We start from the raw sequence: 23,549 nt of genomic DNA on the forward strand, positions 1-23,549 counted from the left end.
GTCGGGGGACCACTGCAACCCCCACGACGGGACTCGGGTGTAGCATCCGCCACCGGTTCCCCAGTAGGCCCGAGGAGGCCCATGCCTGCACACGACGTCCTCATCATCGGGGCCGGATTGGCCGGTCAGCGCGCAGCGCTCGCCGCAGCCGACGCCGGCGCCACGGTCGCGATCCTGAGCAAGGTCCACCCGGTCCGCTCGCACTCGGTCGCCGCGGCCGGCGGCATCAACGCCGCCATCAACCCCGAGGACGACTGGCGGTCACACGCCTTCGACACCGTCAAGGGGTCGGACTACCTGGGCGACCAGGACGCGATCGAGATCATGTGCTCGGAGGCGCCCGGCGAGATCATGCACCTCGAGCACATCGGGGTCACGTTCCACCGCAACGACACCGGGCACCTCGACCTCCGCGCCTTCGGCGGCGCGTCGATGAAGCGCACCGCCTACGTCGCGGACATCACGGGCCAGGCGATCCTGCACGTGCTGTACGAGCAGCTCATGAAGTACTCGGACCGGGTCGACCGGTACGAGGAGTGGTTCAACACCTCGCTGCTGAAGGACGACTCCGGGCGCTGCGTCGGCTGCGTCGCGCGGAACATCCGCACCGGCGAGATGCGGACCTTCAACGCGAAGTCCACGATCCTCGCCACCGGCGGCGTCGGCCAGGCGTTCAAGCCGACGACCAACGGCCTGATCTGTACGGGCGACGGCATGTCCCTGGCCTACCGCGCCGGTGCGCGGCTCATGGACATGGAGATGATCCAGTACCACCCCACGACGATGACGGCCAACGGCTTCCTCATCACCGAGGGGGCCCGCGGCGAGGGCGCGCACCTGCTCAACGCCGCCGGCGAGCGGTTCATGGAGAAGGACGCGCCGAACAAGATGGAGCTCGCCTCCCGCGACGTCGTCTCCCGCGCCGAGCAGCGCGAGATCAACGAGGGCCGCGGCACCGGGCCGCTGAAGGACTCGGTCCTCCTCGACGTCACCGTCGTCCCGAAGAACCGCGTGCTCGAGGCGCTCCGCGAGATCGTCAACCTCGGCCGCGACTTCGCCGGGATCGACATCACGAAGGAGCCGATCCCGGTCCGCCCGGGGCAGCACTACACGATGGGCGGCGTCAAGACCGACGTCAACGGCGAGACCGACGTGCCCGGGCTCTACGCCGCGGGCGAGGTGGCCTGCGTGTCGGTCCACGGCGGCAACCGCCTCGGCGCCAACTCGCTGCTCGACACGCTGATCTTCGGCAAGCGCTCCGGCCAGCACGCCGCGGCGGTCGCCGGCGAGATGCAGATGCCGAAGGTCTCCGACGCGCAGCTGCAGGACGACACGCGCCACATCAAGGCGATCATCGACCGCCCGAAGACCGGCCGCCGCATCTCCGAGATCAAGGAGGAGCTCGGCGTCTCGATGAACCAGTACTGCGCCGTCTTCCGCGACGAGGAGGGGATGACGAAGGGCAAGGAGATCGTCTCCCGCCTGCAGGAGGAGGCCAAGACGGCCTACATCGACGACGCCGGCACGGTCTTCAACCAGGACGTGCTCGGAGCCCTGGAACTCGGCTTCATGCTCGACTGCTCCGAGGCGATCGTCACGGCGGCGCTCGAGCGCAAGGAGTCGCGCGGCGCGCACTCCCGCACCGACTTCACGGAACGCAACGACGAGGACTGGCTCTTCCACCTGACCGTCTCCCAGGACGGTGAAGGAGCCGACGCGCCGGCGAAGCTCGACAAGGCGCCGATCACGTTCACCCAGTGGGAGCCGATGGAGCGCACGTACTGATGTCGACCACCGAAGAGCAGACCACCACGCCCGAGGAGGCCTGGCACGGTGGTGCCGAGGGCCTCCAGGAGTTCACGCTGCGCCTGCGCCGCTTCGACCCCGAGTCCGGCCAGCCGCCGTACTTCGAGGAGTTCGTCGTCGAGATGGAGCCGCACCGCTCCGTCCTCGACGCGATCCTCCTGGCCAAGGCCGACGAGGACGGCTCGATCGGCATCCGCTGCTCCTGTCGCGCCGCGATCTGCGGGTCGTGCGGGACGCGGATCAACGACCAGCCCGGCCTCGCCTGCCACACGCACCTCAGCGACGCGCTGAAGCGGTCCAAGGACGGCAAGATCACGGTCGAGCCGATGGGCAACATGCCCGTCATCAAGGACCTGATCGTCGACATGGACCAGGTCCACTGGAAGAAGCAGCAGCGGGTGACCCCGTGGCTGCTGCCCCAGCTGCCGCTCCCGGAGAAGGAGCACATCGTCCCGCGCGAGGCGATGGTCGACGTCACCCAGTCGATGGCCTGCATCCAGTGTGGCGCGTGCGTGTCGGACTGCCTGTCGATGGAGGTCGACCCGCTGTTCATCGGGCCGGCGGCGCTCGCCAAGGCGTACCGCTTCGTCGGGGACCCGCGCGACAGCAAGCACCAGCAGCGGCTGGACGACCTGGCGAACGACCCGCACGGGATCTACGACTGCACCCACTGCTTCAAGTGCATCGAGGCGTGCCCGAAGGGCGTCGCGCCGATGAACCAGATCATGCGGCTGCGGCGGATCGCGTCCGCGGATCACCACATCGAGGACCGCAACGACGGCTCGCGCCACGAGCACGCGCTGGTCGACCACGTCAAGAAGTGGGGCACGCTGAACGAGGCGCAGCTCGTGCCGGACTCCAAGGGCGGCAAGTTCCACCCGCGGACGGCGCGCGAGATGGTCAGCTCGATCTCGGTGATCGCCACGGCGCTGCTGCGGCGCAAGGTCACGCCGAAGTCGGCGCTGATCCACCACAAGAACCCGAACCAGTCCGAGATCAAGCGGATCTACCAGGAGATCGGCGGCCGCGACGAGCGGCTCGAGCTGAACCTGTACATCACGCAGCCGGACGAGCCCGAGGCCCCCGACGACGCGAACGCGTCGCACGAGTCGCAGGTCGAGACGACGGGCGACCAGTCCGCCGTCACCAAGCCCGTCACCAACAGGGAGGCGTAGTCATGAAGGTCGCCTACTGGCCCGGCTGCGTGAGCCGCGGCTTCACCCCGGAGCTGCACGGCGCGATGGGGCTGGTCGCCCCCGCGCTGGACATCGAGCTCGTCGAGCTCAACCGCGCGAACTGCTGCGGCGCCGGCGTCATCGCCGAGCACTCGCAGGAGCTCGCGGACACGCTGAACGCCCGCACCTTCGCGCTCGCCCAGCAGGAGATCGCGCAGGGCGCGGACCTGATGATGAACATCTGCTCGACCTGCCAGGGCGCGCAGAGCGAGTGCCAGCAGCGCCTGGACGCCAGCGCCGAGTACCGGGACGAGGTCAACAAGCACCTCACGCCCGAGGGGCTGGAGTACGCCGCGGGGATCGTCAACAAGAACTTCCTCTGGGTGCTCGTGGAGGAGCTCGGCCTCGACGCGCTCGCGTCGAAGGTCAAGCGGCCGTTGACCGACCTGCGGGTCGGCCCGTTCTACGGCTGCTACATCGTGCGGCCCAACGACCGCATCGGCATCGACGACGCGCACCCGCGCGACACGTACCTCGAGAAGGTCATCGAGGCGCTCGGCGGCACCGTCGTCGAGTACGCGGGCTCGCAGAAGTGCTGCGGCTTCCCCGTCGCGCTGATGAACGCCGAGACGTCGTTCCGGCAGGCCGGACGGCACCTCGGCGACGCGAAGGACGCGCAGGCGGACTGCCTCGTGACCCCGTGCCCGCTCTGCCACCTGAACCTCGACATGCAGCAGCCGCGCGTGAACAAGGTCGTCGGGCGCAACCTGCAGATGCCGGTGCTGCACCTGCCGCAGATGGTCGGTCTGGCGCTCGGCATGGACCCCAAGGCCCTGGGCCTCGGGCGCCACGTCGTCAAGCCGACCGCGGTCATCGACTGGTCGACGTCGGTGGTGGGGGCCTTGGCCGCCTGAGGGCACGCTCGGGCATCGGGATCCATGAGACACGAAGGGCCGGCGCTTCGCCGGCCCTTCGTCGTTCCGGGCGGCAGCCAGGCGCGGCGCGACCGTGCCCGCCTCGGGGTCCGACCGCGGGGGCCGGAGCGGCAGTTCCTACGGGTGGTAGGGTCGGCCTATGTGGCGTCCATCACACGTTCTTGGCGATGTCGTCGCCGCGCTGCGCACGCGCACTCGCAGGCGCCCGGCATCGTTGCTCGTCGTGTCCGCGATCGTGGGCGTCGCGGCCGCGGCGCCCGTCGCCGGGGCGAGCGAGCGCTACGTCTCGCTCGGCGACTCGTACACCGCCGCGCCGCTGGTCCCGGGCCTGATCACCGACCCGCCGCTGTCGTGCGCGCGGTCGGACCACAACTACCCGCGGCTCGTAGCGATCGCGGTGTCGGCGTCGTACTTCCGCGACGCCAGCTGCTCCGGGGCGCTGACGAAGGACATGACGGAGGCGCAGACGCCGTCGCTCCTGGACGAGAACGTCGACGGCGCGGTGCTGAAGCTCCTGTTCGGCCCCAACCCGCCGCAGTTCGACGCCCTACGCCGCGATACGACGCTCGTCACCGTCGGGATCGGCGGCAACGACGCCGGACTCGTGAGCGCCGGCTACCAGTGCATCGCCCTCGGGCTGCTGCAGCCGCTGGGATCCCCGTGCAAGGACGCCAACCTGGTCGGCGGCGTCGACCGCCTGACCGCGAGGATCGACGCCGCGGCGCCGAAGATGGCGGCCGTGTTCCGCGGGATCCACGCGCGCTCGCCGAACGCCCGCGTGCTCGCGGTGGGGTATCCCGCGGTCGTGCCGGCGGACGGTCGCACCTGCTGGCCGCTGCCGCTCCCGTTCAGCGCCGGGGACGTCCCGTACTTCGCCGACATGCTGCAGCGGATCAACCGGATGATCGCGACGCAGGCCGCCGCCAACGACGTCGAGTTCGTCGACACGTTCCGGGCGACGACGGGCAACGACGTCTGCCGGGGCGACGCGCAGGCGGGGTTCACGGTGATCGTGCCGACCAACGGCCTCAGCCTGTTCGCACACCCCAACGAGCTCGGCGAGCAGCGGATGGCGAGCGCCGTGATCGAGCAGCTGGGACGCGCCCGGCCGACGACGCCGACGCCGGCGTCCCCGGCGCCCGCGCCGGCGCGCGTGCGGATCTCCGGCTTGCGCCTGACGCCGACGAGGGCGACCGTGCACGTCTCCGCGCCCGCGCGCGTCCGGATCGCCGTCGCCCGCCGCGACGGATCGGCGTGGCGGACGGTCCGCCGGCGGACCGTCACGTTCGCCGGGGCACGGACCCGGCGCGTCCGCATCGCGCGGCTCGCGGCGGGCCGCTACCGGGTGACGGTGTCGGCCACGCCCCGGACCGGGCCCCGCGCGTCGCGCCGGGTCGTGGCGCGGATCCCCGCTCGGGCGCGCTGAGCTGGGGGCGTCGCCCGCGCCGGCCGCGGGGTCCCCGGGGCCCGCTCGCGAGCAGCACGCCCGGCCGCCGGCAGGGCGAGGCTGCAGTCCGGCCGGCCCGCTCGACCGACCACGTCGCCTGCGACGTGACCGCGAAGCGCACCGGGGACAGCGTGGCCGAGACGACGCCGGCCCCGACGCGCCGGAAGATCCCGCTGCCGGCGGCTCCGGACGACGTCACCTGGGTCCCGCCCCGCATCGCGAAGTCGTGGTCTGGCGGAGCTGCGGTACCAGGACGACGTGCAGCAGTCGGGCCGCTGTCTCCCCTTCGAGCGCGGCGAGGGCCTGCCGCTGACCCAGCCCGCCGCGCTCCTCGTCCCGGTCAGCAAGCTCGCGCGTCTGAAGCGCGGACGGAGCGAGAGGTTCTCGACCGGCCGGCGGGAGTTCGCCACCGGGACCGACGTCGACGACGACTGCCGCAAGGCGACCGACCCGGTCGTGGGGATGAAGGCCTGCGCCCGGACCCGGATCGAGCTGGACGTCAAGCGCGTCCGCTGAGGGCTGCGACCTTCGTCGCCGCACCGGCGACGTTCGACGGATGTGGGCGGGGCGGCGCCCGGCCTAGCTTCCGGCCCATGCACCCCCGATCTCTCCTCCCCCCGCTCGCGGTCCTCGCCGGCACGCTCCTCTGGGCGGCGCCGGCGAGTGCCGCCGAGCTCCGGCTCGACGGCACCACCGTCGTCCTGGCCGCCGCCCCCGGCGAGCGCAACAGCGTGTCCGTCCGCCCCGACGACTGGAGCGGCACGATGGTCCAGTTCAGCGACGTCGCGCCGCTCACCGTCGGCGCCGGGCTGGACTGCGAGCTGAGCACCGCCGGCGGCTGGAACTTCGCCGCCTGCGCCCTGCCGGGCGTGAACGCCATCCGCGTCGAGACCGGCGACGCCGACGACAAGGTGCGCCTCGGTTCCTTCCTGCCGTTCACCGGCGCGGTGACCGTCGACGGCGGCGCCGGCAACGACGACCTGGAGGGCCCCGGGGACGACCGGGCCGTGACGCTGCTCGGCGGCGACGGCGACGACCTGGTCGCCGGCGGGTACGGGGCCGACGTGCTCCGCGGCGGCGGCGGGAACGACCGGATGGACGGCGGCCGCGGCGACGACCAGGTCCTCGGCGACGACGGGGACGACACGCTCGCCGGCGGGCAGCAGATCAGCAGCGACGTGCTCGACGGCGGAGCGGGCAACGACACGATCGACGCCGACTGGTACGACAACAACGCGCCGACCAACAACGTCACCGTCACGCTCGACGGCGTCGCCGACGACGGCCGGCCCGGGGAGCGCGACAACGTCGTGAACGTCGAGACGATCAAGACCCGGCAGGCCGCCCGGCTCGTCGCCGCCGGCTACGCGGTCGTCTTCGACGTCACGGGCACGGGTGCGGGGACGACGACGCTGATCGGCAGCCCCGGTGCCGACCGGCTGCGGTCCTTCGACTACGACGACACGATCCAGGCGGGCGCGGGCGACGACTCGATCGAGGCCGGCAACGGCCACGACACCATCGACCCCGGGCCCGGCCGCGACAGCGTCATCGCCGACGCCGGCCCGAACTCCTGCAACTTCATCGAGTGCCGCGGGGTGTACGGCAACGACGTCATCAACGCCCGCGACGGCGAGCAGGACACGATCGACTGCGGTCCGGGCAACGACAGCGTCGTCGCCGACGCCGCCGACGTCCTCACGGGCTGCGAGCAGATCCAGCTGCCGAGCGGCACGGCGCCCGGGGGCACCCCGCCCGGCGGTAGCGGCAAGCCGCAGCCGAAGCCCAAGGCCTGCACCGTCCCGAAGGTCCGCTCCGGCGCCACGACGACGTCCACCCGGAAGGCCCTGAAGAAGGCGCGCTGCCGGACCGCCACCAAGGTCCGGAAGGTCCGTTCCAAGCGCGTCCGCAAGGGCCGCGTCGTGTCGCTGACCGTCCGCTCGGGGAAGCGGAACGTCACCGTCAAGAAGGGGCGGCGGACGAGCGCCGTCGTCACCATCCAGGTCTCCCGCGGGCGCCGGTGAGCACCGTGGACACGAGCTCCCGCTTCCTCTCCCGCCGCACGACGGCGGGCCTCCTCCTCTCCGGCGCCTGCGTCACCGCGGCCGGCTTCGTCGCGACGCCGTGGGAGGACGAGCAGACGACCCGCGCGTACCTCGGCGCCCTCGCCGAGAGCGCGACGCGGGCACAGGTCTCGGCCGTGCTGCTGCACGTCGGGTACCTCCTGCTCGCGGCCGGCGCCTTCGGGCTGCTCGCGGTGCTTGGCCGCCGCGGCGGGCGGATCGGGGTGATCGGCGGCGTGCTGACGCTGCTGGGCGCGACGACGATGCCCGGCCTGCTCGTCACCGACGCCTACGACCTCGCGCTCGCCCGCGAGCTGCCCCGCGACACGGCGGTCGAGGTCAGCGACGCGGTCGGGGAGCTGGCGATGAGCACGATCATCTTCCTGCCGGCGCTGGTCGGCTTCGTGCTCGGCGGCATCCTGCTGGTCGTCGCGCTGTGGCGGGTCGGCGAGGTCCCCGCCGTGGTGCCCGCGCTCGTGCTGCTGGGGTGGCTCGTGCCGATGGCCGGGTTCGACCCGACGCTGATCGTCGCCGGCGGGCTCGTCCTGGTCGCGGCCTACGCGCTCCTCGCCGCCCGGCTGTGGCGGACGCCCGAGGAGTCCCTGCCGCGGCGCGACCGCCGGCCGCGGGCCCCGGCCGGGCCCGCGCGGGCGGACGCCGGCGCGCAGGCCTGAGCGGCGGGGGGACCCCGCCGCTGACGCGACGAAGGTCGTACGAACGGCCCGCCCCCACCACGTACCCTGCGGGGATGCCGACGGCCCCGGGGGACACGATCAGCGTCGCGATCGCCGACGACGAGGCGCTGATCCGGGGCGGCCTGCGCAGCATGCTCGAGGGCGAGCCGGACCTGGTGGTCGTCGGCGAGGCCCCGTCCGGGCGAGACGCACTCGAGCTCGTCCGGCTCAAGCGCCCGGACGTCGTCCTGATGGACCTGCGGATGCCCGGCATGGACGGGATCGCCGCGACCGCCCGGATCGTCGCCGACGGGCTGCCCACCCGCGTCCTCGTCGTCACGACGTTCGACCTCGACGAGCACGTCTTCGCGGCGCTGCGGGCCGGAGCGGCCGGGTTCCTGCTGAAGGACACCGACCCGGACCGGCTGGCCGGCGCCGTCCGGACCGTCGCGGGCGGGGAGGCGCTGTTCGCCCCGCCGGTCACGCGCCGGCTCGTCGAGCACTACGTCGCGCGACCGTCGCCCGACGAGGAGCTCACCGCCCGGCTCGCGGAGCTGACGGAGCGCGAGCGCGAGGTCCTGCTGCTCGTCGCCCGCGGCCTGTCGAACGCCGAGATCGCCGCCGAGGCGTTCCTGAGCGAGGGGACCGTGAAGACGCACCTCACCCGCGTGCTGGCCAAGCTCGGGCTGCGCAGCCGGACGCAGGCGGTCGTCCTGGCCTACGAGTGCGGGCTCGTGCGCGCCGGTCGCGGGACCCGCGCGGCCGGCTGAGGACCAGACGGTGGCCGCGGAGCGCCCGGACCCCCGCCTCGTCCTCCTCGCCCTGGCGCTGCTCGGCTGGGGGCTCCTGGAGGCGCTGACGCTGGCCGGGAGCGGGCCGGTCGCCGCCCGGATCGCGTTCGTCGTGCTGCTCTTCGGCCCGCTCGTGCTGGCCGGGCGGCGGCCGCTCCTCGTCGCCGTCGTCCTGCTCGCGGGGCTGCTCGTCAACTGCGCGGAGCAGCTGCTCTCCAACGCCGAGGCCGTCACCCCGCTGCAGGGCATCGTCATCGTCGGCTGGCTCGCGGGGGCGTCCGGCGGGACCCTCGGCCGGACGGTCGGGCTCGGCGCCGGCGCGGTCGTGGTCACCGTCGCCGTCGGCCGCGTCGACGACCTGCCGCCGCTCGGCGTGGCCGCCTGGGTGCTGCTCGGCTGGGCGGGAGCGGTCTTCACGACCCGCGCCCGCCGGCGCCGCGCCGCGGCCGAGCGCCGCCTGGACGCGGCCCGGGACGACGCGGGCTCCCGCCGGGACGCGGAGCTCGCCGCCGAACGCCGGCGGCTCGCCGCCGAGATCGACGGCGCGGTGCTCCGGGCGACGCGCGCGCTGAGGATCGACGCCGCCCGGGCGGGGGAGCTCGTCGCGTCGGACCCCGACGGTGCGCGCGAGCGGCTGCGGGGCGTCGCCGGCGCGACGGGCGACGCGCTCCGGCGCCTGCGGCGGGCGCTCGCGCTGTTCGACGCCGAAGGGGCCGCTGGATCGCCCGACCGCGGAGCGCCGGACGCCGCGGGCGCGACGGTGGGCGGCGACGAGACGACGGACGGCGCGGACCCGCTCGCCACCGCCGTCGCCGAGCTGCGCTCGTCCGGGACGGACGTGGTGCTCGACGACGACGGGACGGCGGCGGACGGCGCCACGACCCTGGCGGGCGCCCGCGTCCTGCGGATCGTGGCGACCGGCGCGTGGCCCGTGACGCGGACCACCGTCCGCCGCGACCGGCACGGCGTGCGGATCGTCGCCGCCCTGACGGGGCCCGCGGGCGGTGCCGCCGGACCGGCGCTCGCGCGGATCGCCGAGCGCGTCCGGCTCCACGGCGGGCACGTGCGGGTCCGCCGCCGGCCCCTCGCCCGCGCGGGGCGGCGGGTGGTCGTCGTCGTCCCCGCCCTCGGCGCGCCCGCCGGCCGGTGGCCCGGCCGGGCCGGGGCGGTCGCCGGTCTCGTCGCGGCCGCCGCGACCGCGGGCGACCTCACCACCGCGGGGGACCTCGCGTCGGGCGCGGGCGACGTCGGCCCGGTCGTCGGTGGGCTGCTGGCGGCGGGCACCGCCGTCGTCGTCGGCGGCGCGTGGACGCGGGGCGTCGTCGCCCTGGTGGTGCTCGCCCTGCTGCCGCCGCTGCGGGCTCTCGCGGTCGGCTTCGAGGGCCTCGACGACACGACCGTGCCGCTGGCGGCGCTCGGGGCGTTCCTGCCGGCGCTCTGGCTGACGGACCGACGGGCCCGGCGGACCGTCGCGGTCGCCGCGGGCGTCGGGGCGGTGGTGCTCGTCGGCGGCAGCTGGATGGCGTCCCGGGTCGCGGTGACCGACCTGCCGGTCCTCGCCTTCCCGCTGGTGGTCGCGTGGCTCGTCGGGACGGCGATCCAGCAGCGGGGGCGGGAGGCCGAGCGCCTCGTCGGGCTGCGGTGGGCGACCGAGCAGGAGGAGCTCGTCGCCGCGCAGCAGGCGGTGCTCGACGAGCGGCGCCGGGTCGCGCGCGACCTGCACGACCTCGTCGGGCACGGCCTGGCGCTCGTCAGCGTGCAGGCGTGGGGCGCCGAACGTGCGCTGCGCGGCGGCGACGCGGAGCGCGCGAGCACCGGCGTCGCGGCGATCCTGCGGACGGCGGACCGGACGATCACGGAGCTCGAGTGCCTGGTGCAGCCGCCGGGGCGGGACGAGCCGCCGGCGGTACCGCCCGTCGGCGTCCTCGCGCGGGAGGCCGGACGGGCGGGGCTCGACGTCGCGGTCGGCGGGCTCGGGGCGCTGGACCGCGTCGACCCGGAGATCGACGCGCTGCTGCGCCGCGTGGCCCGCGAGGCGCTGACGAACGTCCTGCGCCACGCGGGGCTCGTGGCGACCCGCGTCGAGGTCGCCCGGGACGGCCGGGACGTGACCCTGACCGTCCACAACGCGCCCGGCAGCACCGGGGCGCCGCCGGGCGGCCGGGGGCTCGACGGCTTGCGCGCGGAGCTGCGCCGCCGCGACGGCGGGCTGGAGGCCGGGCCGCAGGCCGGGGGCGGGTTCGCCGTCCGGGCGCGGGTGCCGGCGGAGGTCTCCCCCGCGGCGGCCGGAGGGTCGGGCTAGCCGACCCGGGATGCGCGGAACCGGCGACCGCCGCTGCCGGGCTACGGGCGCAGCCCCGCCGCGACCAGGGTGTCCAGCCGCGCGGCGACCGGGGCGTAGAGGTCCAGCGGGACCGGGGTCAGCGGGGCGGGCTCGGAGATGCCCTGCCGCGCGGCGAGCGGGGCGAGCGCGGCGCCCGACAGGCCGCGGACGGCGACCTGGATCAGCCGGCGGACGGTGCGCGGGACGCCCGGGCGGATCGCGAGGACGTCGGCCAGCGAGCCGGTCGTGCTCCAGACCCGGCGCAGGCCACGGACGTCCGCGCCCGTCGGCGTGCCGCGGGTCACGGCCGCGTCGACGCGGCGGGCGCGCAGGTCGGCGAGCGCGGAGGCGTCGTCGTCCGTCCACCTCGCCAGGGTGTCGCCCGGCGCGCCGCGGGCCACGCCGGCCGCCAGGAGCGCGGCGCGGGGACCGAGGTCGCCGCCGGCGGTCATCCGCGGGCCGAAGGCGATCGGCCGGTCCTTCAGGTCGGCGAGCGCGCGGACCCGCGAGGCGTCGCGGACCCAGAGCTCGGTCGGGCGGTTTCGGGCCGGGGTGTCGGCGTCCACCGCGTAGGCGCCGGCCGGAACGGCGCCGGTGACGCGGTCCGCGACGACCATCGCGGCGGGATCGAGCTCGGCGACGTCGACGTCGTGCATCGCCAGCGCGGTGACCAGGCGCGCCTGGGTCGCGTACGGCACGGCGATCGCGCGGCAGCCGAGGCCCTCGGCGAAGTCGGTGGTCAGGCGGTCCGCGGCGGCGCGGCCGGCGTCGTCGCCCGCCGCCAGGACGACCCCGAAGCGGACCGCGACGCGGGCGCAGCTGTCGTCCGCGAAGCGCTCGGTGTCCTTGCCCGCCGGGGCGGTGGCCGCCTCGCCGCCGCCCGGGCGCGCGAGGAGCACGAGCGCGGCGACGAGCAGCAGGGACGCCAGCACGAGACCGGCGGAGCCGATGGCGGAGCGGGAGCGGAGGCGCGGCACTGCAGGGGAGCATGCCGGATGGCGCCCCGGACCGGCGCGCACCCCGGCGGCGTCAGTCGGTCTCGGCGGCGCGCAGGAGCGCCAGGACCGCCAGGACCCGGCGGTGGTGCTCCGGCGCCGAGGGCAGGTCGAGCTTCTGGAGGATGCTCGTGACGTGCTTCTCGACGGCGCCCTCCGTCACCACGAGGGCGGCGGCGATGCCGCGGTTGGAGCGCCCCTCGGCCATCAGGGCGAGCGTCTCCTGCTCGCGCGGGCTCAGGCGGTCCAGGCGCTGGTCGCCCGCGCGGCCGCGGACGAGCAGCTGGGCGACGACCTCGGAGTCCAGCGCGGTGCCGCCCGCGGCGACGCGCTCGCACGCGCGGACGAACTCCGACGGCTCGGCGACGCGGTCCTTGAGCAGGTAGCCGACGCCTCCGGCGCCGTCGGCCAGGAGCTCGCGGGCGTAGGTGCGCTCGACGTACTGCGAGAGGACGAGGACCGCCTGGCCCGGGATCGCGGCGCGGAGCTCCAGCGCCGCCCGCACGCCCTCGTCCGTGAACGTCGGCGGCAGGCGGACGTCCAGCAGCGCGAGGTCGGGCTTCAGCGCGGTGCCGCGACGGACGACGTCGTCGGGGGCGTCGACGGCCGCGACGACCTCGTGGCCGTGGTCGCGGAAGAGCCGGGTCAGACCGTCGCGCAGGAGGGCGTGGTCCTCGGCGATCAGGACGCGCACGGGATGCCCCCTTCGCGGTGGGAGCCGACGGCGCCCGCGGGGTCGCCGGCGCCGGGCCGGCGGACGCTCACGACGCGCACGGGATCCGCACCTCGATCGCGGTCGGGCCGCCGGCCGGGCTGGCCAGGAGCAGGGAGCCGTCCAGCGCCGCGACGCGGTCGCGGAGCCCCGCGAGCCCGCCGCCCGGGACGGCCGTGGCGCCGCCCCGGCCGTCGTCGGTGATCCGCACCACCAGGTCGCGGCCGTCCTCGCGGACGTCCACGGCGCAGGAGCTCGCCGCGGCGTGGCGGGCGACGTTGACGAGCGCCTCGGCGACGACGAAGTAGGCGCCGGCCTCGGCCGTGGCGGGCGGCCGGCGCGTCAGGACGACGTCGAGGTCGACCGGCACGGGGGCGCGGCCGGCGAGCGACCCGAGCGCGGCCTCCAGCCCCCGGTCCTGCAGCACCGACGGCGCGATGCCGCGGACGAGGTCGCGCATCTCGCTCAGCGCGCGGCGGGCCTCGTCGCGGGCGCCGCGGACGAGCTCGCGGGCGCCCTCCGGGTCCCGCTCCATGCGCTCCTCCGCCATGCCGAGGTCCATCGCCACCGCGACCATCCGGGCCTGGGCGCCGTCGTGGAGGTCGCGCTCGATGCGGCGCAGCTCGGTCGAGGCCGCGTCGACCGCGCCGGCGCGGGTCTCCTCGAGGTGCGAGACGCGGGCCTGCAGGTCGTCGCCGAGCAGCAGCCGCGTGACGTAGAGGCAGACGATCGTCGCGCCGCGGGTCAGCCACCAGGCGACGGGGACGAGGGCGAGCCCGATCAGCGCGACGCCGAGGGCCTTCGGCAGCGTGTCGGCGTCGAACAGCCCCACCACGACGTCGGTCCCCGGGACCGCCCAGTACCAGGCGGGCAGGGTCAGGAGCCCGAGCGCCGTGCCCCAGGCGGAGACCGCGACGACGAACGCGCTGAGGGTGAACGGGAACTGCAGGACGGAGAACAGCGCGTCGGCCCAGCGGCGCGGATCCTGGGCCATCCCCCGGGCGCGCGCCCACCAGCCCTCGGGCGGCTGCCGGCCGTTCGCCCACCAGCTCGCGGGCAGCGCCCGGTAGTTCCCGCGGATCGGCGTGGGATCCACCAGCAGCGCCCGGCGGCGCTCCACGTCGGAGCACCAGCGCAGGATCTCGCTGCTGACCATGGCGACCGGGATGCCGACGATCAGGACCGCCAGCGTGCTCGCCGTGATGATCAGCGTCAGCCCGATCGAGAACAGCGCGGTGCCGGTGACGCCACCCACGACGAGGTAGAGGACGTCGCGGCCCCCGCGGTCCGCCCAGCCGCGCAGGCGGCGGCCGAGAGGCGCCGGGACGGCGGCGGGACGGGCGGCGTCGGCCGCCGGGGAGGGACTCGTGCTCATGCCGTGATCGTGCTGATCCTCTCAGGCCCCGACCATGCGGCGACCTTCCGGCGCGGGGTGGGGAGAACCCCCTGTGGCCGCCGGTCCGCGGGCTCGGGCGCACGACGGATGTAGCCGGGTGATGTGACGGACGCCCCGAGCGGGCGTCCGCGGGCGCGCCCCTACAGCCAGCCGCGGTCGCGGGCCGTGCGCGCCGCCTCGACCCGGTTGACCGCCCCGGTCTTGCCGATCGCGGCGGAGAGGTAGTTGCGGACCGTGCCCTCCGACAGGTGCAGCACCCCGGCGATCGCCGCGATCGCGCCGCCGTGCTCGGCGGCGGCGAGGACCTCGCGCTCGCGCGGCGTCAGCGGGCTCTCCCCCGCCTGCAGCGCCGCGGCGGCGAGCTCCGGGTCCACGCTGCGCCCGCCGGCGGCGACGCGGCGCACGGCCGCGGCGAGCTCGTCGGCGTTGCCGTCCTTGACGAGGAAGCCCGACGCCCCGGCGGCCATCGCGCGGCGCAGGTAGCCCGGACGGCCGTAGGTGGTGAGGATCACGACGCGGCAGGCGGGCAGGGCCTCGCGCAGCGCGGCGGTGGCGGCGATCCCGTCGAGGCCCGGCATCTCGATGTCCAGCAGCGCGACGTCCGGGGCGGTGGCGCGGGCGGCCGCGACGACCTCGTCCCCGCGCGCGACCTGGGCGACGACCGCGAAGTCGTCCTCGAGCTCCAGCAGCGCGACCAGCGCGCCGCGGACCATGCCCTGGTCCTCGGCGAGCAGCAGGCGGATCATCGGGGCACCGGGATCGTCGCGCGCAGCACCGTGCCGGCCGGCTCGGCGGGGCCGAGCTCGAGCGTCCCGCCGACGGTGGCCAGGCGCTCCGCCAGCCCCAGCAGCCCGTGCCCGTCGCCCGCCCCCGGCCGCGGCGAGGCGGGGTCGGTCGACACGACGCGGTGCGCGACCGGGGCCGGGCCGTCGTCGGTGACCGTGGCGACGACCACGCCGCCCGCGCTGCGGACGGCCAGCGTGCAGGCCGACGCGGCACTGTGGCGCAGGACGTTGGTGGTGCCCTCGCGGACGACGAACGAGACGACGTCCTCGACGTCCTGCGGGATCGGCTCCTCCGGCAGCTCGGACGCCACGGCGACGTCGGCCGAACGCAGCGCCGCCGCGGACGAGGCGACCTCGGCCGCCAGCGGGCGCCGGCGGTAGCCGTCGACGACCTGCCGGACCTCGTGCAGCGCGTCGCGGGCGACCCCGCGGACCTCACGGATCTCGGTCGCCGCGCGCTCCGGCTCGTCGCGCTCCAGCAGGCGCTCGGCCAGCTGGCTCTTCACGGCGATGACGCTGAGGCTGTGCCCGAGCAGGTCGTGCAGGTCGCGGCCGATCCGGCCCCGCTCCTCGACGACGGCGAGGCGCGCGTTCTGCTCGCGGACGCGGTCGAGCTCGCCCTCGAGCTCGCCCCGCCGGCGGGCGGCGTAGCTGACGAAGCCGGCGAGCAGCACCGCGAAGCCGACCCAGAAGTACGACGTGGAGTCGCCGTCGGCCCCGCGGGCCAGCAGCAGGCCCTCGCTGACGACCGCCGTCGCGAGGATCGCCCGCGGCGGCCACGGCTGGTCGAGCCAGACGGCGAGCACGGCGGACGAGAAGGCCATCGTGCTGATCCACTCCCCGCCGAAGCCGACGGAGGTCCCGAGCGCGACCACGAGCAGGGTGCCGAGCCGCAGCCACATGTTGCGGTCGCTGACCGACGCACGGGTCGGCCGGAGGCCGCGCTGCCGCTCGCTGCGGGCGCGCCGGGCGGGCACGACGACCATCAGGGTCGTGAGGTAGACGACGACGAAGGTGGCCAGCAGCAGACCGCCGAGGACGTGCTGCCACAGCGGCCAGTCCCCGCTCACGACCTGGTGGCCGGCCGGGGCGAGGTAGACGAGCCAGACGCCGCCCACGAGCATCCCGAAGCGGCCGTTGCCGGGCTCGCCGGGCGGCGGCGGTCCCCCGAGCGCGCTCGCCCACGCCGGGCGCCGCGGCGGGTCGGTGGGCGACACGGGCGGGGCGGGAGGGATCAGCGGACCGTGGTGCCGCGGCGCCAGGCGACCGTCGCGGCGACGCCGAGCACGGCGGCCCATGCGGCGATGATCGCGCAGTGCCCGGCCCCGACGGTACCGCCGGTCGTGATCGCCCGGGCGACCTCGCCGACGTGGTAGGTCGGCAGCACGTGCGCGACGTCCTGCAGCCACGAGGGGAACTGGTCGGGCGGGACCCACAGGCCGCCGAGGGCGGAGAGGCCGAGGTACGAGAGCATCGTCGCGCCCTGGGCGGTCTCGGGCGAGCGGAACGACGCGCCGACGAGCAGGCCGAGCGCCGTGGTCACGGTGGCGCAGAGGGTCAGCGCCACGCAGAGCTCCAGCCACTCCCCCGTGGTGATCCCGGTGCCGCCGAAGCGGCCGACGGCGCCCACGACGAACGACGAGATCAGCGCCAGCAGGAGGCCCGCGGCGCCCTTGCCGAGGATCGCGGCGGTCGGCGACAGCGGCGTGGCGCGAAGCTGCCGGAGCCAGCCGGACACGCGCTCGGCGGTCAGCCGCGGGCCGGTGGCGAAGAGGCCGCCGCCGATCGCCCCGTACGCGGCCATGCTCGCCAGGAGCTGCTTCTTGTCGTGCGCGTCGGTGCCGCCGGAGAAGACGAGCAGCATCAGGATCGGGACCATCACCGTGAGGAGCACGGCGCGCGGGTTGCGGACGGTCCGAAGCAGCTCGAGGCGGACGTAGGCGAGGGTCGGGCCCGACGCACGGCGCCGGCGCGCGGCGCGGGCGGGGACGGCGGTGGTGGTGCTCATGGGGGTCTCCGTGGGGGCGGTGGTGGTCGGGACGGCGGGGGCGGTCGAGCCGGTGCGGCGGCCGGCGGGGACCGGGCCGGCGGGGCGGGTGACGGTCGGCACGGGTCAGCTCCGCGCCGCGTCGCCGGCCGGGGCCCAGCCCTCGGCGGCCATGGTCAGGAAGGCGTCCTCGAGGCCGGCGGGCCGGACCTCGATCTCGCGGGCGTCGGGGAACGCCTGCAGCAGCGCCCGGAGCGCGCGGTCGGAGTCGTCGCAGGTCAGGGCGGCGCGGCCGTCGGGCTCGTCGACCGCGGCGCGGACGCCGGGGAGCGCGAGCAGCTCGGCGGCGACGGCCTCGGTCCGGACCCGCAGCAGCGTGCCGCCGGCGCGGGCCGCGACCTCGGCCGGGGTCCCGTCGGCGACGATCCGGCCGCCGGCGAGCACGACGACGCGGTCGGCGACGGCCTGCGCCTCGTCGAGGTGGTGGGTGGCGAAGAGCAGCCCTCGGTCGCCGCCGATCTGGCCGCGCAGCGCGTCCCAGAACGTCCGGCGGACCTGCGGATCCATCGCCGCGGTCGGCTCGTCGAGCACGAGCAGCTGGGGGTCGGCGACGAGCGCCAGCGCCAGCCGGACGCGCTGCGCCTGGCCGCCGGAGAGCGCGTTCGACGAGCGGTCCCAGAGGTCCGCCGCGTCCGCGAGCTCCAGCGCGCGGCGGGGATCCATCGGCGCCGGGTAGAGCGCCGCGAACAGCGACACGAGCTGCCCGACGCGGGTGTTGTCGGGCAGGCCGGCGTCCTGCAGCATCGCGCCGACGCAGCCGGCGGCGACCGCGTCCGCCGGGGTGCGGCCGCAGACCCGGGCCGTGCCCGACGCGGGGCGCGCCAGGCCCAGGAGGACCGACACCGCGGTCGACTTGCCGGCGCCGTTGGGGCCCAACAGCGCGACGGCCTCGCCGGGCGCGACCCGCAGGTCGATGCCGTGCAGGACGGTCGTGGTGCCGTAGCGCTGGGTGACGCCGCGGAGGTCGAGGAGCATGGCGGGATCGGGGGAGTCGGTCATCGTGCACCGAGTCTGCGCCGCACGCGTCCTCGCCGGTAGAGCCGCCCGTCAGGTGCTCGGCATGACGTCTGTCACGGGTGCGCTCCAGACCGCACGCGGGTCGCAGGCCCGACGGCTGGGGCGTGGTGCGCCACCCGCAGCACGACCTCCTGGGGTCCGTCGGGCAGACGCAGGGCCACCGCGCCACGGTGGGCCCGGCCCACGCCGACGTCCCCCACCCACCACCCGTCGTCGGTGACGCGGTGCACCGCGGCACCGGTCACGCAGCAGCGGTCGAGCCCGCCCGAGAGCCCGGCTGCGTGCGTGAGCGAGACGTGGAGTCCGCAGGCGTGCGGGAGGACGGGGCGACCACCGGGGGCGTCCCCCTGCGTCGCTCGCGAGCCCGACCGCTGCGGGCGGGATCCAGCGGTGCCGCCCGGGGCATCTTCGACTCCGGGACCAGCCGCGCGATCAGGACGACCCCGACGGCCACGAGCGGCACGTTGACCAGGAACACCGAGCCCCACGAGAAGACCGAGAGGAGCAGGCCGCCGAGCACCGGACCGACCGCGAACGCGACGCCGGCCGCCGCCGCCCAGGCGGCGATCGCCTTCGGTCGCTCCGGGGGCGGGAAGACGTTGATGATGATCGCGAGGGTGACCGTCGGGACGACCGCGGCTCCGACGCCCATCACGGTGCGCCACGCGATCAGCTGCCCGATGGAGCCGGACGTCGCCGCGAGGGCGGAGCCGACCCCGAAGACGACCAACCCGGCCAGGAGGGTGCGCTTTCGTCCGAAGCGGTCGCCGCAGACGCCGCCCGTGAAGATGAAGGCCGCGAACGTGATCATGTAGGCGTTCAGCGACCATTGGAGCTCGCCGTTGGTCGCGTCGAGTCCGCGCTGGATGTCCTCGAGCGCGACGTTGAGGATGGTGATGTCCATCACGACGACCAGCACGGTGATCGCGAGCAGGGCGGTGATCGCCCGTCGCTGGCCGGGCGTCGTCTCTGGGGTCTCAGGCATGGGGGATCTCGGGTCGGGGCGTGGGGCGGGAGCCACGAGGGCTCCCGCCGGGTTCGTGCTGGGTGCTCAGGAAGCCCAGGGCAGGGGCTGGCGACCGCCGCCGGGGAGGCCCGCCGTCCCACCCGCCGGCATGCAGACCAGTGCCTCGGCCGGCCCGCCGTCGGCGACGAACCGCCGAACGGCATCCGCCGGGACGATGACCGCGGCGCCGGCCGGGACGGAGGTCTCGATACCCTCGATCGTGAACAGGAAGGACCCGGAGATCGGCATCCAGACCTGCTCACGATCGATGCTGTGCTCCGGCGACGGGCTGTCGGCCTGCATCTCGACGCGCCACGTGCTGATCTCCGTGCTGCCCTCGCTCGGAGCGGCCAGCCCGATCATCGTCGCGGCCGGCGTGGTCGTCGTGCGGTCGTCCGTCGGGGTAACCGTCGTCATGGTGCTCTCCTGTGTAAGTTGACTTTACTCAGTCGTTGACGGTAAGGACACCACACGCCGAATGTCAAGCGAAGATCCCGAATCGACACACGATCCACTGGCCGACGTCCAGCTGTTCTTCCTGCTCGGAATGGGCTTCCAGCTGATCGTCGCGGAGTTCGTCGATCGGCTCGACGAGGCCGGATACACCGACCTCCGCCCGATCCACGGCCTCGTCTTCCAGGCCCTGATGAACGGGGGCCTGACCTCGACGGAGCTCGGCGAGCAGCTCGGGGTGACCAAGCAGGCGTCGGGCCAGATCGTCGAGTACCTCGAGGGCCGCGGATACGTCGAGCGCCGCCCGCACCCCGAGGGCGGCCGGCGCAAGCTCGTCGTGCTGACGGAGCAGGCCGCGGCCCACCTGGGCGTGGCGGGACAGACGCTCGCCGCACTCGAGGCAGAGATCGCCGCGGGCCTCGACGACGGGGAGCTCCAGCGCCTGCGGCTCAGCCTCGCCCGACTGGTCCGTCAGCTCGCGCCCGACGACATCCCGCCGTTCCGGCCGGCGTGGTGATCCGGGCCCGGCTGCGGCGCCGCACCATCGTGAGAGCATGCGGCATGTCGCACGCCCGACGCCGTCGGTCCTTCACCCGTCATGCCCGCCGCCGCCCTGTCGCCTCCGCGAGCGTCGCCGTGACCGCGCTCGCGTCCGTCGCCGCCGGTCTCGCGGTCGTACCCCCAGCACGGGCCGTCCCGACCGGCGACCCGGTGCAGATCGCCTCGCTGACGAAGACGCCGTGGGAGCTCGCGGTCGTGCCCGGCGGCGGGTCGTTCGTCGTCGAGCGGGACGGGGACGTCGTCTACCTCAACGCCCAGGACCAGCTCCAGGCGACGCCCGCGATGGCACGCAGCGCGATCCCGAACGTCCGCAAGCTGCTCGGGTTCGCCCTGGCCCCGGACTTCGCGAAGAGCGGGCTGGCCTACCTGTACGTCGCCCAGGACCAGGATCCCGACGGCGCCGGGCCCGCCACCGGGCAGAACGGCATCTGGCGGCTGAAGGCGACCGGCGGCACGCTGACGGTGCTCGGCAAGGTCTTCGGGGGGATCGACTCCGACGGCGACCACGACGGCGGCCGGATGATCTTCGGCCCCGACGGCGACCTCTACGTCACGACCGGCGACATCCACCAGCCGTCGCGCCCGCAGGACCCGACGAACCTCGACGGCAAGATCCTGCGCCTCCGGGCGCCGGCGACCGGCGACCTGACCGCGCCCGCGGACAACCCGTTCGTCGCGAAGGGCGGCGGCGCCAAGGACGTCTGGTCGCTCGGGCACCGCCACCCGCAGGGCCTCGCCTTCGACGCCGCCGGCCGCCTCTGGGAGACCGAGCACGGCCCGACGGGCGAGCAGCACGGCCCGACGTATCCGGGCGGCAACGGCAAGACCGGCCGCGACGAGCTGAACCTCATCGTCAAGGGCGGCAACTACGGCTGGCCACTGGTGTCCGGTCCCGACACCGGTCCGGGCCTGATCCCGCCCAAGGCCGTCGCGGGCGACGCCCCCGCGTGGGCACCGGGCGACCTCGCCGTCGGCGCGGACGGCTCGCTCTACGCGCCCTTCCTCATCGGGCAGCAGCTGCACCGGTTCGACGTGCGAGACGGGAAGGTCGTCGATCAGGGCACGTACCTCACGAACCTCGGCCGGCTGCGGCTCGCGGTGCCCCGCGGCAAGGATCTGCTCGTCGTCCAGGACAGCGGGACCGACGCGAAGATCTTCCGCCTGCCGCTGAGCGATCCGACGCCCGGGGGCAGCGACGCGGCGACACCGCTGCCGGGGACCGGTCCGGGCACCGGCAACGGCACGGCCGCGGACGCCGCCAAGATGCGTTCGCGGACCCGTGCGCTCGCCCTGGCGCTGCGGGGGCAGCTCAAGAGGCTCGGCCGCACGCGCCTGCAGGCCGGCCGCACCGCGTCGGTCCGGCTCGCGGGGCCGTCGACCGGCCGCACGACGTTCGAGCTGCGGCTGCGCTCCCCGCGCGGGACGCTGCTCGTGCGCACGAAGGTGCAGACGGCGTCGGTCGCGAAACAGCGGTACGAGCTGCGTCTGGGTCCGACCGGCAGGCGCCGGCTGCGGGCCGTCCGGAGCGGGACGCTGATCCTCGTCGTCAAGCACCAGCCGGCCTCCGGGAGGGCGTTCACGACGTCGTTCGGGACACGGATCGCCCGGCGGCGCTGAGCGGCAGGACGCGGCGGCCCGCCGCCCGGTGTCGACCGGACGCCGGGCCGGATCCAGCCGCCGCGCTCGTCAGGTCAGCCGCCGGTCCGCACCACCGACGAGCAGGCCTTCGCCCCGCGGGCACGCAGCGGCGCGAACAGCCGGCGACCGGCGCCTTCGACGAGCGCGATCGATCCCTCGTGGCTCGAGCCGTCGACGAGCACCGAGGCCGTGACCACGCGGCCCTTGCAGTTCAGACGGATCGCCTGGTTGACGCGGCCGCTGCCGTTCCAGCCGCTCTTGAACGTCACGCGCCAGCCGCGGGGCGCGGCCCTCGGCATCCCCCATCGCTGCGCCGGGACGATCGAGCGCAGGAGGCCCAGGGCGAACGTCCGGTGGCGCGCCGGGGGATGCTCCACAGGCGGTGGAAGAGCCGGACCTCGTCGGTGGCGCTGATCCGCGAGGCGCCTAGGCCCGGCGTCTGGTCGCGTCGCGAGCCCGCGGGAGCACGCGCGGCCCCTCGCGTGGTGCAGCGGTCCAGTGACGCGCGGGCGCGGTCAGCCGCGCGCCGTCGTTCCCGGCCCGGCACGACGCCGTGCGGAGGACGACCAGGAGCCCCACCGGGACGCGACGGCCCCGGCGTCCACGCACGCAGGTCGACCCCCCGACGAGCGGCCGGTAGCGTCGTGCCCATGAAGGCGCTCCAGATCACCGAGACCAGCGGACCGGAGACGGCGCTCCAGCTGGTCGACCTGCCCGAGCCCGAGGCGTCGCACCCGCTGACCCCCGGCGAGGGCGTCGTCATCGACGTGCACGCCGCCGGCGTCTCGTACCCGGAGCTGCTGCAGACCCGCGGCGAGTACCAGATGAAGCCGCCGCTGCCGTTCGTCCCCGGCAGCGAGGTCGGCGGGATCGTCCGCAGCGCGCCGGCCGGCGCGTCCGTCGTCGCGGGCGACCGCGTCGCGGGGTTCTGCCTGCTCGGCGGCTGGGCCGAGGTCGCCGTCGCGCCCGCGTTCTTCACCTTCAAGCTGCCCGACGAGCTCGACTTCGCGCAGGGCGCCGGGCTCGTCCTGAACTACCACACGGCCTACTTCTCGCTGGTCACGCGCGGGCGGCTGGCGGCGGGCGAGACCGTCCTCGTCCACGGCGCCGCCGGCGGCGTCGGCACCGCGGTCCTGCAGGTCGCCAAGGGGCTCGGCGCGCGGACGATCGCCGTCGTCTCCACCGACGAGAAGGAGCAGGTCGCCCGCGACGCCGGCGCCGACGAGGTCGTGCGCTCGACCGGAGCGTGGAAGGACGAGGTCCTCGAGCGCTCCGGCGGCGGCGTCGACGTCGTCATCGACCCGGTCGGCGGCGACCGCTTCACCGACAGCCTGCGCTCGCTGCGCCGCGGCGGCCGCGTCGTGGTCGTCGGCTTCACCGGCGGCAGCATCCCAACGGTCAAGGTCAACCGCCTGCTGCTGAAGAACACCGAGGTCGTCGGCGCCGGCTGGGGCGAGGCCGCGCTGTCGGACCCCGACCTCAACCGCGAGATCGGCGCGGCCATCGAGCCGCTGATCGCGTCCGGAGCCGTCCGCCCGATCGTCGGCCCGCGCTACCCGCTCGAGCAGGCGGCGCAGGCGCTGATCACGCTCGACGAGCGCCGGGCGGTCGGCAAGGTCGTCCTGGACGTGCGCTGATATGGGGGTCGGTTTGTCAAGCAGGTCGTGGGTGGTCGCGTCCGCGTGGCGGTCGTGGTCGGGGGTGTGTGGGCTGGGTTCTCTCGGT

At 75.3% G+C, this 23,549-nt stretch carries 22 protein-coding genes; 12 read left to right on the forward strand and 10 right to left on the reverse strand.

Annotation, left to right across the window (positions count from 1 at the left end; genetic code table 11):
• The first annotated feature begins 81 nt into the window (after nucleotides 1-81).
• From AB0L40_RS04455 to AB0L40_RS04495, 9 genes are all read left to right on the forward strand, one after another.
• Nucleotides 82-1,785, forward strand: coding sequence for an FAD-binding protein (locus AB0L40_RS04455; RefSeq protein WP_364349786.1), 1,704 nt, complete (start codon nucleotides 82-84; stop codon nucleotides 1,783-1,785).
• On the forward strand, nucleotides 1,785-2,981 hold the full coding sequence (locus AB0L40_RS04460) for a succinate dehydrogenase/fumarate reductase iron-sulfur subunit (RefSeq protein WP_364349789.1): 1,197 nt from the start codon (nucleotides 1,785-1,787) through the stop codon (nucleotides 2,979-2,981). Before AB0L40_RS04455 ends, AB0L40_RS04460 begins: the two co-directional genes overlap by 1 nt.
• Before the next feature lie 2 nt (nucleotides 2,982-2,983).
• Nucleotides 2,984-3,895: a CoB--CoM heterodisulfide reductase iron-sulfur subunit B family protein gene (locus AB0L40_RS04465; RefSeq protein ID WP_364349792.1), complete on the forward strand. Its 912-nt coding sequence runs from the start codon at nucleotides 2,984-2,986 to the stop codon at nucleotides 3,893-3,895.
• A 244-nt stretch (nucleotides 3,896-4,139) separates the two neighbouring features.
• Nucleotides 4,140-5,342 (forward strand): SGNH/GDSL hydrolase family protein, encoded by a 1,203-nt coding sequence (locus tag AB0L40_RS04470; protein ID WP_364349795.1) that lies wholly within the window; start codon nucleotides 4,140-4,142, stop codon nucleotides 5,340-5,342.
• A 279-nt stretch (nucleotides 5,343-5,621) separates the two neighbouring features.
• Complete coding sequence (locus AB0L40_RS04475) at nucleotides 5,622-5,879, forward strand: hypothetical protein (protein ID WP_364349798.1); 258 nt, start codon at nucleotides 5,622-5,624, stop codon at nucleotides 5,877-5,879.
• Between the two features lie 77 nt (nucleotides 5,880-5,956).
• Entirely contained in the window at nucleotides 5,957-7,387 is a 1,431-nt protein-coding gene (locus tag AB0L40_RS04480) for a calcium-binding protein (protein ID WP_364349800.1), read from the forward strand.
• Nucleotides 7,384-8,100: a hypothetical protein gene (locus tag AB0L40_RS04485; protein ID WP_364349803.1), complete on the forward strand. Its 717-nt coding sequence runs from the start codon at nucleotides 7,384-7,386 to the stop codon at nucleotides 8,098-8,100. The genes AB0L40_RS04480 and AB0L40_RS04485 overlap by 4 nt, the downstream gene beginning before the upstream one ends.
• Nucleotides 8,101-8,174: 74 nt before the next feature.
• On the forward strand, nucleotides 8,175-8,870 hold the full coding sequence (locus AB0L40_RS04490) for a response regulator transcription factor (RefSeq protein ID WP_364349806.1): 696 nt from the start codon (nucleotides 8,175-8,177) through the stop codon (nucleotides 8,868-8,870).
• Between the two features lie 10 nt (nucleotides 8,871-8,880).
• On the forward strand, nucleotides 8,881-11,193 hold the full coding sequence (locus AB0L40_RS04495; RefSeq protein ID WP_364349809.1) for a histidine kinase: 2,313 nt from the start codon (nucleotides 8,881-8,883) through the stop codon (nucleotides 11,191-11,193).
• Between the two features lie 41 nt (nucleotides 11,194-11,234).
• Here AB0L40_RS04495 and AB0L40_RS04500 read toward each other — a convergent pair whose 3' ends face one another.
• From AB0L40_RS04500 to AB0L40_RS04540, 9 genes are all read right to left on the reverse strand, one after another.
• A complete protein-coding gene (locus AB0L40_RS04500) occupies nucleotides 11,235-12,191 on the reverse strand; it encodes a PhnD/SsuA/transferrin family substrate-binding protein (RefSeq protein ID WP_364349812.1) in 957 nt (318 codons plus the stop codon).
• A gap of 52 nt (nucleotides 12,192-12,243) precedes the next feature.
• On the reverse strand, nucleotides 12,244-12,903 hold the full coding sequence (locus AB0L40_RS04505; RefSeq protein ID WP_364349815.1) for a response regulator transcription factor: 660 nt from the start codon (nucleotides 12,901-12,903) through the stop codon (nucleotides 12,244-12,246).
• Between the two features lie 67 nt (nucleotides 12,904-12,970).
• Complete coding sequence (locus tag AB0L40_RS04510) at nucleotides 12,971-14,296, reverse strand: sensor domain-containing protein (RefSeq protein WP_364349818.1); 1,326 nt, start codon at nucleotides 14,294-14,296, stop codon at nucleotides 12,971-12,973.
• Nucleotides 14,297-14,457: 161 nt separating this feature from the next.
• Nucleotides 14,458-15,063, reverse strand: a complete 606-nt coding sequence (locus AB0L40_RS04515) for a response regulator transcription factor (protein ID WP_364349821.1) — start codon at nucleotides 15,061-15,063, stop codon at nucleotides 14,458-14,460.
• The gene (locus tag AB0L40_RS04520) at nucleotides 15,060-16,319 is read right to left on the reverse strand and encodes a histidine kinase (protein WP_364349824.1); all 1,260 of its coding nucleotides are present in this window, start codon (nucleotides 16,317-16,319) and stop codon (nucleotides 15,060-15,062) included. Before AB0L40_RS04520 ends, AB0L40_RS04515 begins: the two co-directional genes overlap by 4 nt.
• Before the next feature lie 17 nt (nucleotides 16,320-16,336).
• Nucleotides 16,337-17,110, reverse strand: coding sequence for an ABC transporter permease (locus tag AB0L40_RS04525; RefSeq protein ID WP_364349827.1), 774 nt, complete (start codon nucleotides 17,108-17,110; stop codon nucleotides 16,337-16,339).
• Nucleotides 17,111-17,215: 105 nt separating this feature from the next.
• The gene (locus AB0L40_RS04530) at nucleotides 17,216-18,148 is read right to left on the reverse strand and encodes an ABC transporter ATP-binding protein (RefSeq protein WP_364349830.1); all 933 of its coding nucleotides are present in this window, start codon (nucleotides 18,146-18,148) and stop codon (nucleotides 17,216-17,218) included.
• Between the two features lie 259 nt (nucleotides 18,149-18,407).
• Nucleotides 18,408-19,151, reverse strand: a complete 744-nt coding sequence (locus AB0L40_RS04535) for an MFS transporter (protein WP_364349833.1) — start codon at nucleotides 19,149-19,151, stop codon at nucleotides 18,408-18,410.
• Nucleotides 19,152-19,217: 66 nt separating this feature from the next.
• Nucleotides 19,218-19,589 (reverse strand): cupin, encoded by a 372-nt coding sequence (locus AB0L40_RS04540; protein ID WP_364349836.1) that lies wholly within the window; start codon nucleotides 19,587-19,589, stop codon nucleotides 19,218-19,220.
• A 61-nt stretch (nucleotides 19,590-19,650) separates the two neighbouring features.
• Here AB0L40_RS04540 and AB0L40_RS04545 point away from each other — a divergent pair, with 61 nt between their 5' ends.
• Both AB0L40_RS04545 and AB0L40_RS04550 read left to right on the forward strand, forming a co-directional pair.
• Entirely contained in the window at nucleotides 19,651-20,142 is a 492-nt protein-coding gene (locus AB0L40_RS04545) for a MarR family transcriptional regulator (protein WP_364349839.1), read from the forward strand.
• Between the two features lie 119 nt (nucleotides 20,143-20,261).
• Entirely contained in the window at nucleotides 20,262-21,803 is a 1,542-nt protein-coding gene (locus AB0L40_RS04550) for a PQQ-dependent sugar dehydrogenase (RefSeq protein ID WP_364349842.1), read from the forward strand.
• A gap of 74 nt (nucleotides 21,804-21,877) precedes the next feature.
• Here the strand turns inward: AB0L40_RS04550 and AB0L40_RS04555 are convergent, their stop codons facing one another.
• A complete protein-coding gene (locus AB0L40_RS04555) occupies nucleotides 21,878-22,201 on the reverse strand; it encodes a hypothetical protein (protein WP_364349845.1) in 324 nt (107 codons plus the stop codon).
• 273 nt (nucleotides 22,202-22,474) lie between these two features.
• On the opposite strand from AB0L40_RS04555, the gene AB0L40_RS04560 reads away from it, so the two are divergent.
• Nucleotides 22,475-23,461 carry an NADPH:quinone oxidoreductase family protein gene (locus AB0L40_RS04560; protein ID WP_364349848.1) on the forward strand — a complete coding sequence of 329 codons (987 nt, stop codon included), beginning with the start codon at nucleotides 22,475-22,477 and terminating at the stop codon, nucleotides 23,459-23,461.
• The last annotated feature ends 88 nt before the right edge of the window (nucleotides 23,462-23,549 follow it).

Origin of the sequence: Patulibacter sp. NPDC049589, assembly GCF_040675535.1 — a bacterium.
In the GTDB taxonomy this organism is placed as follows: domain Bacteria; phylum Actinomycetota; class Thermoleophilia; order Solirubrobacterales; family Solirubrobacteraceae; genus Patulibacter.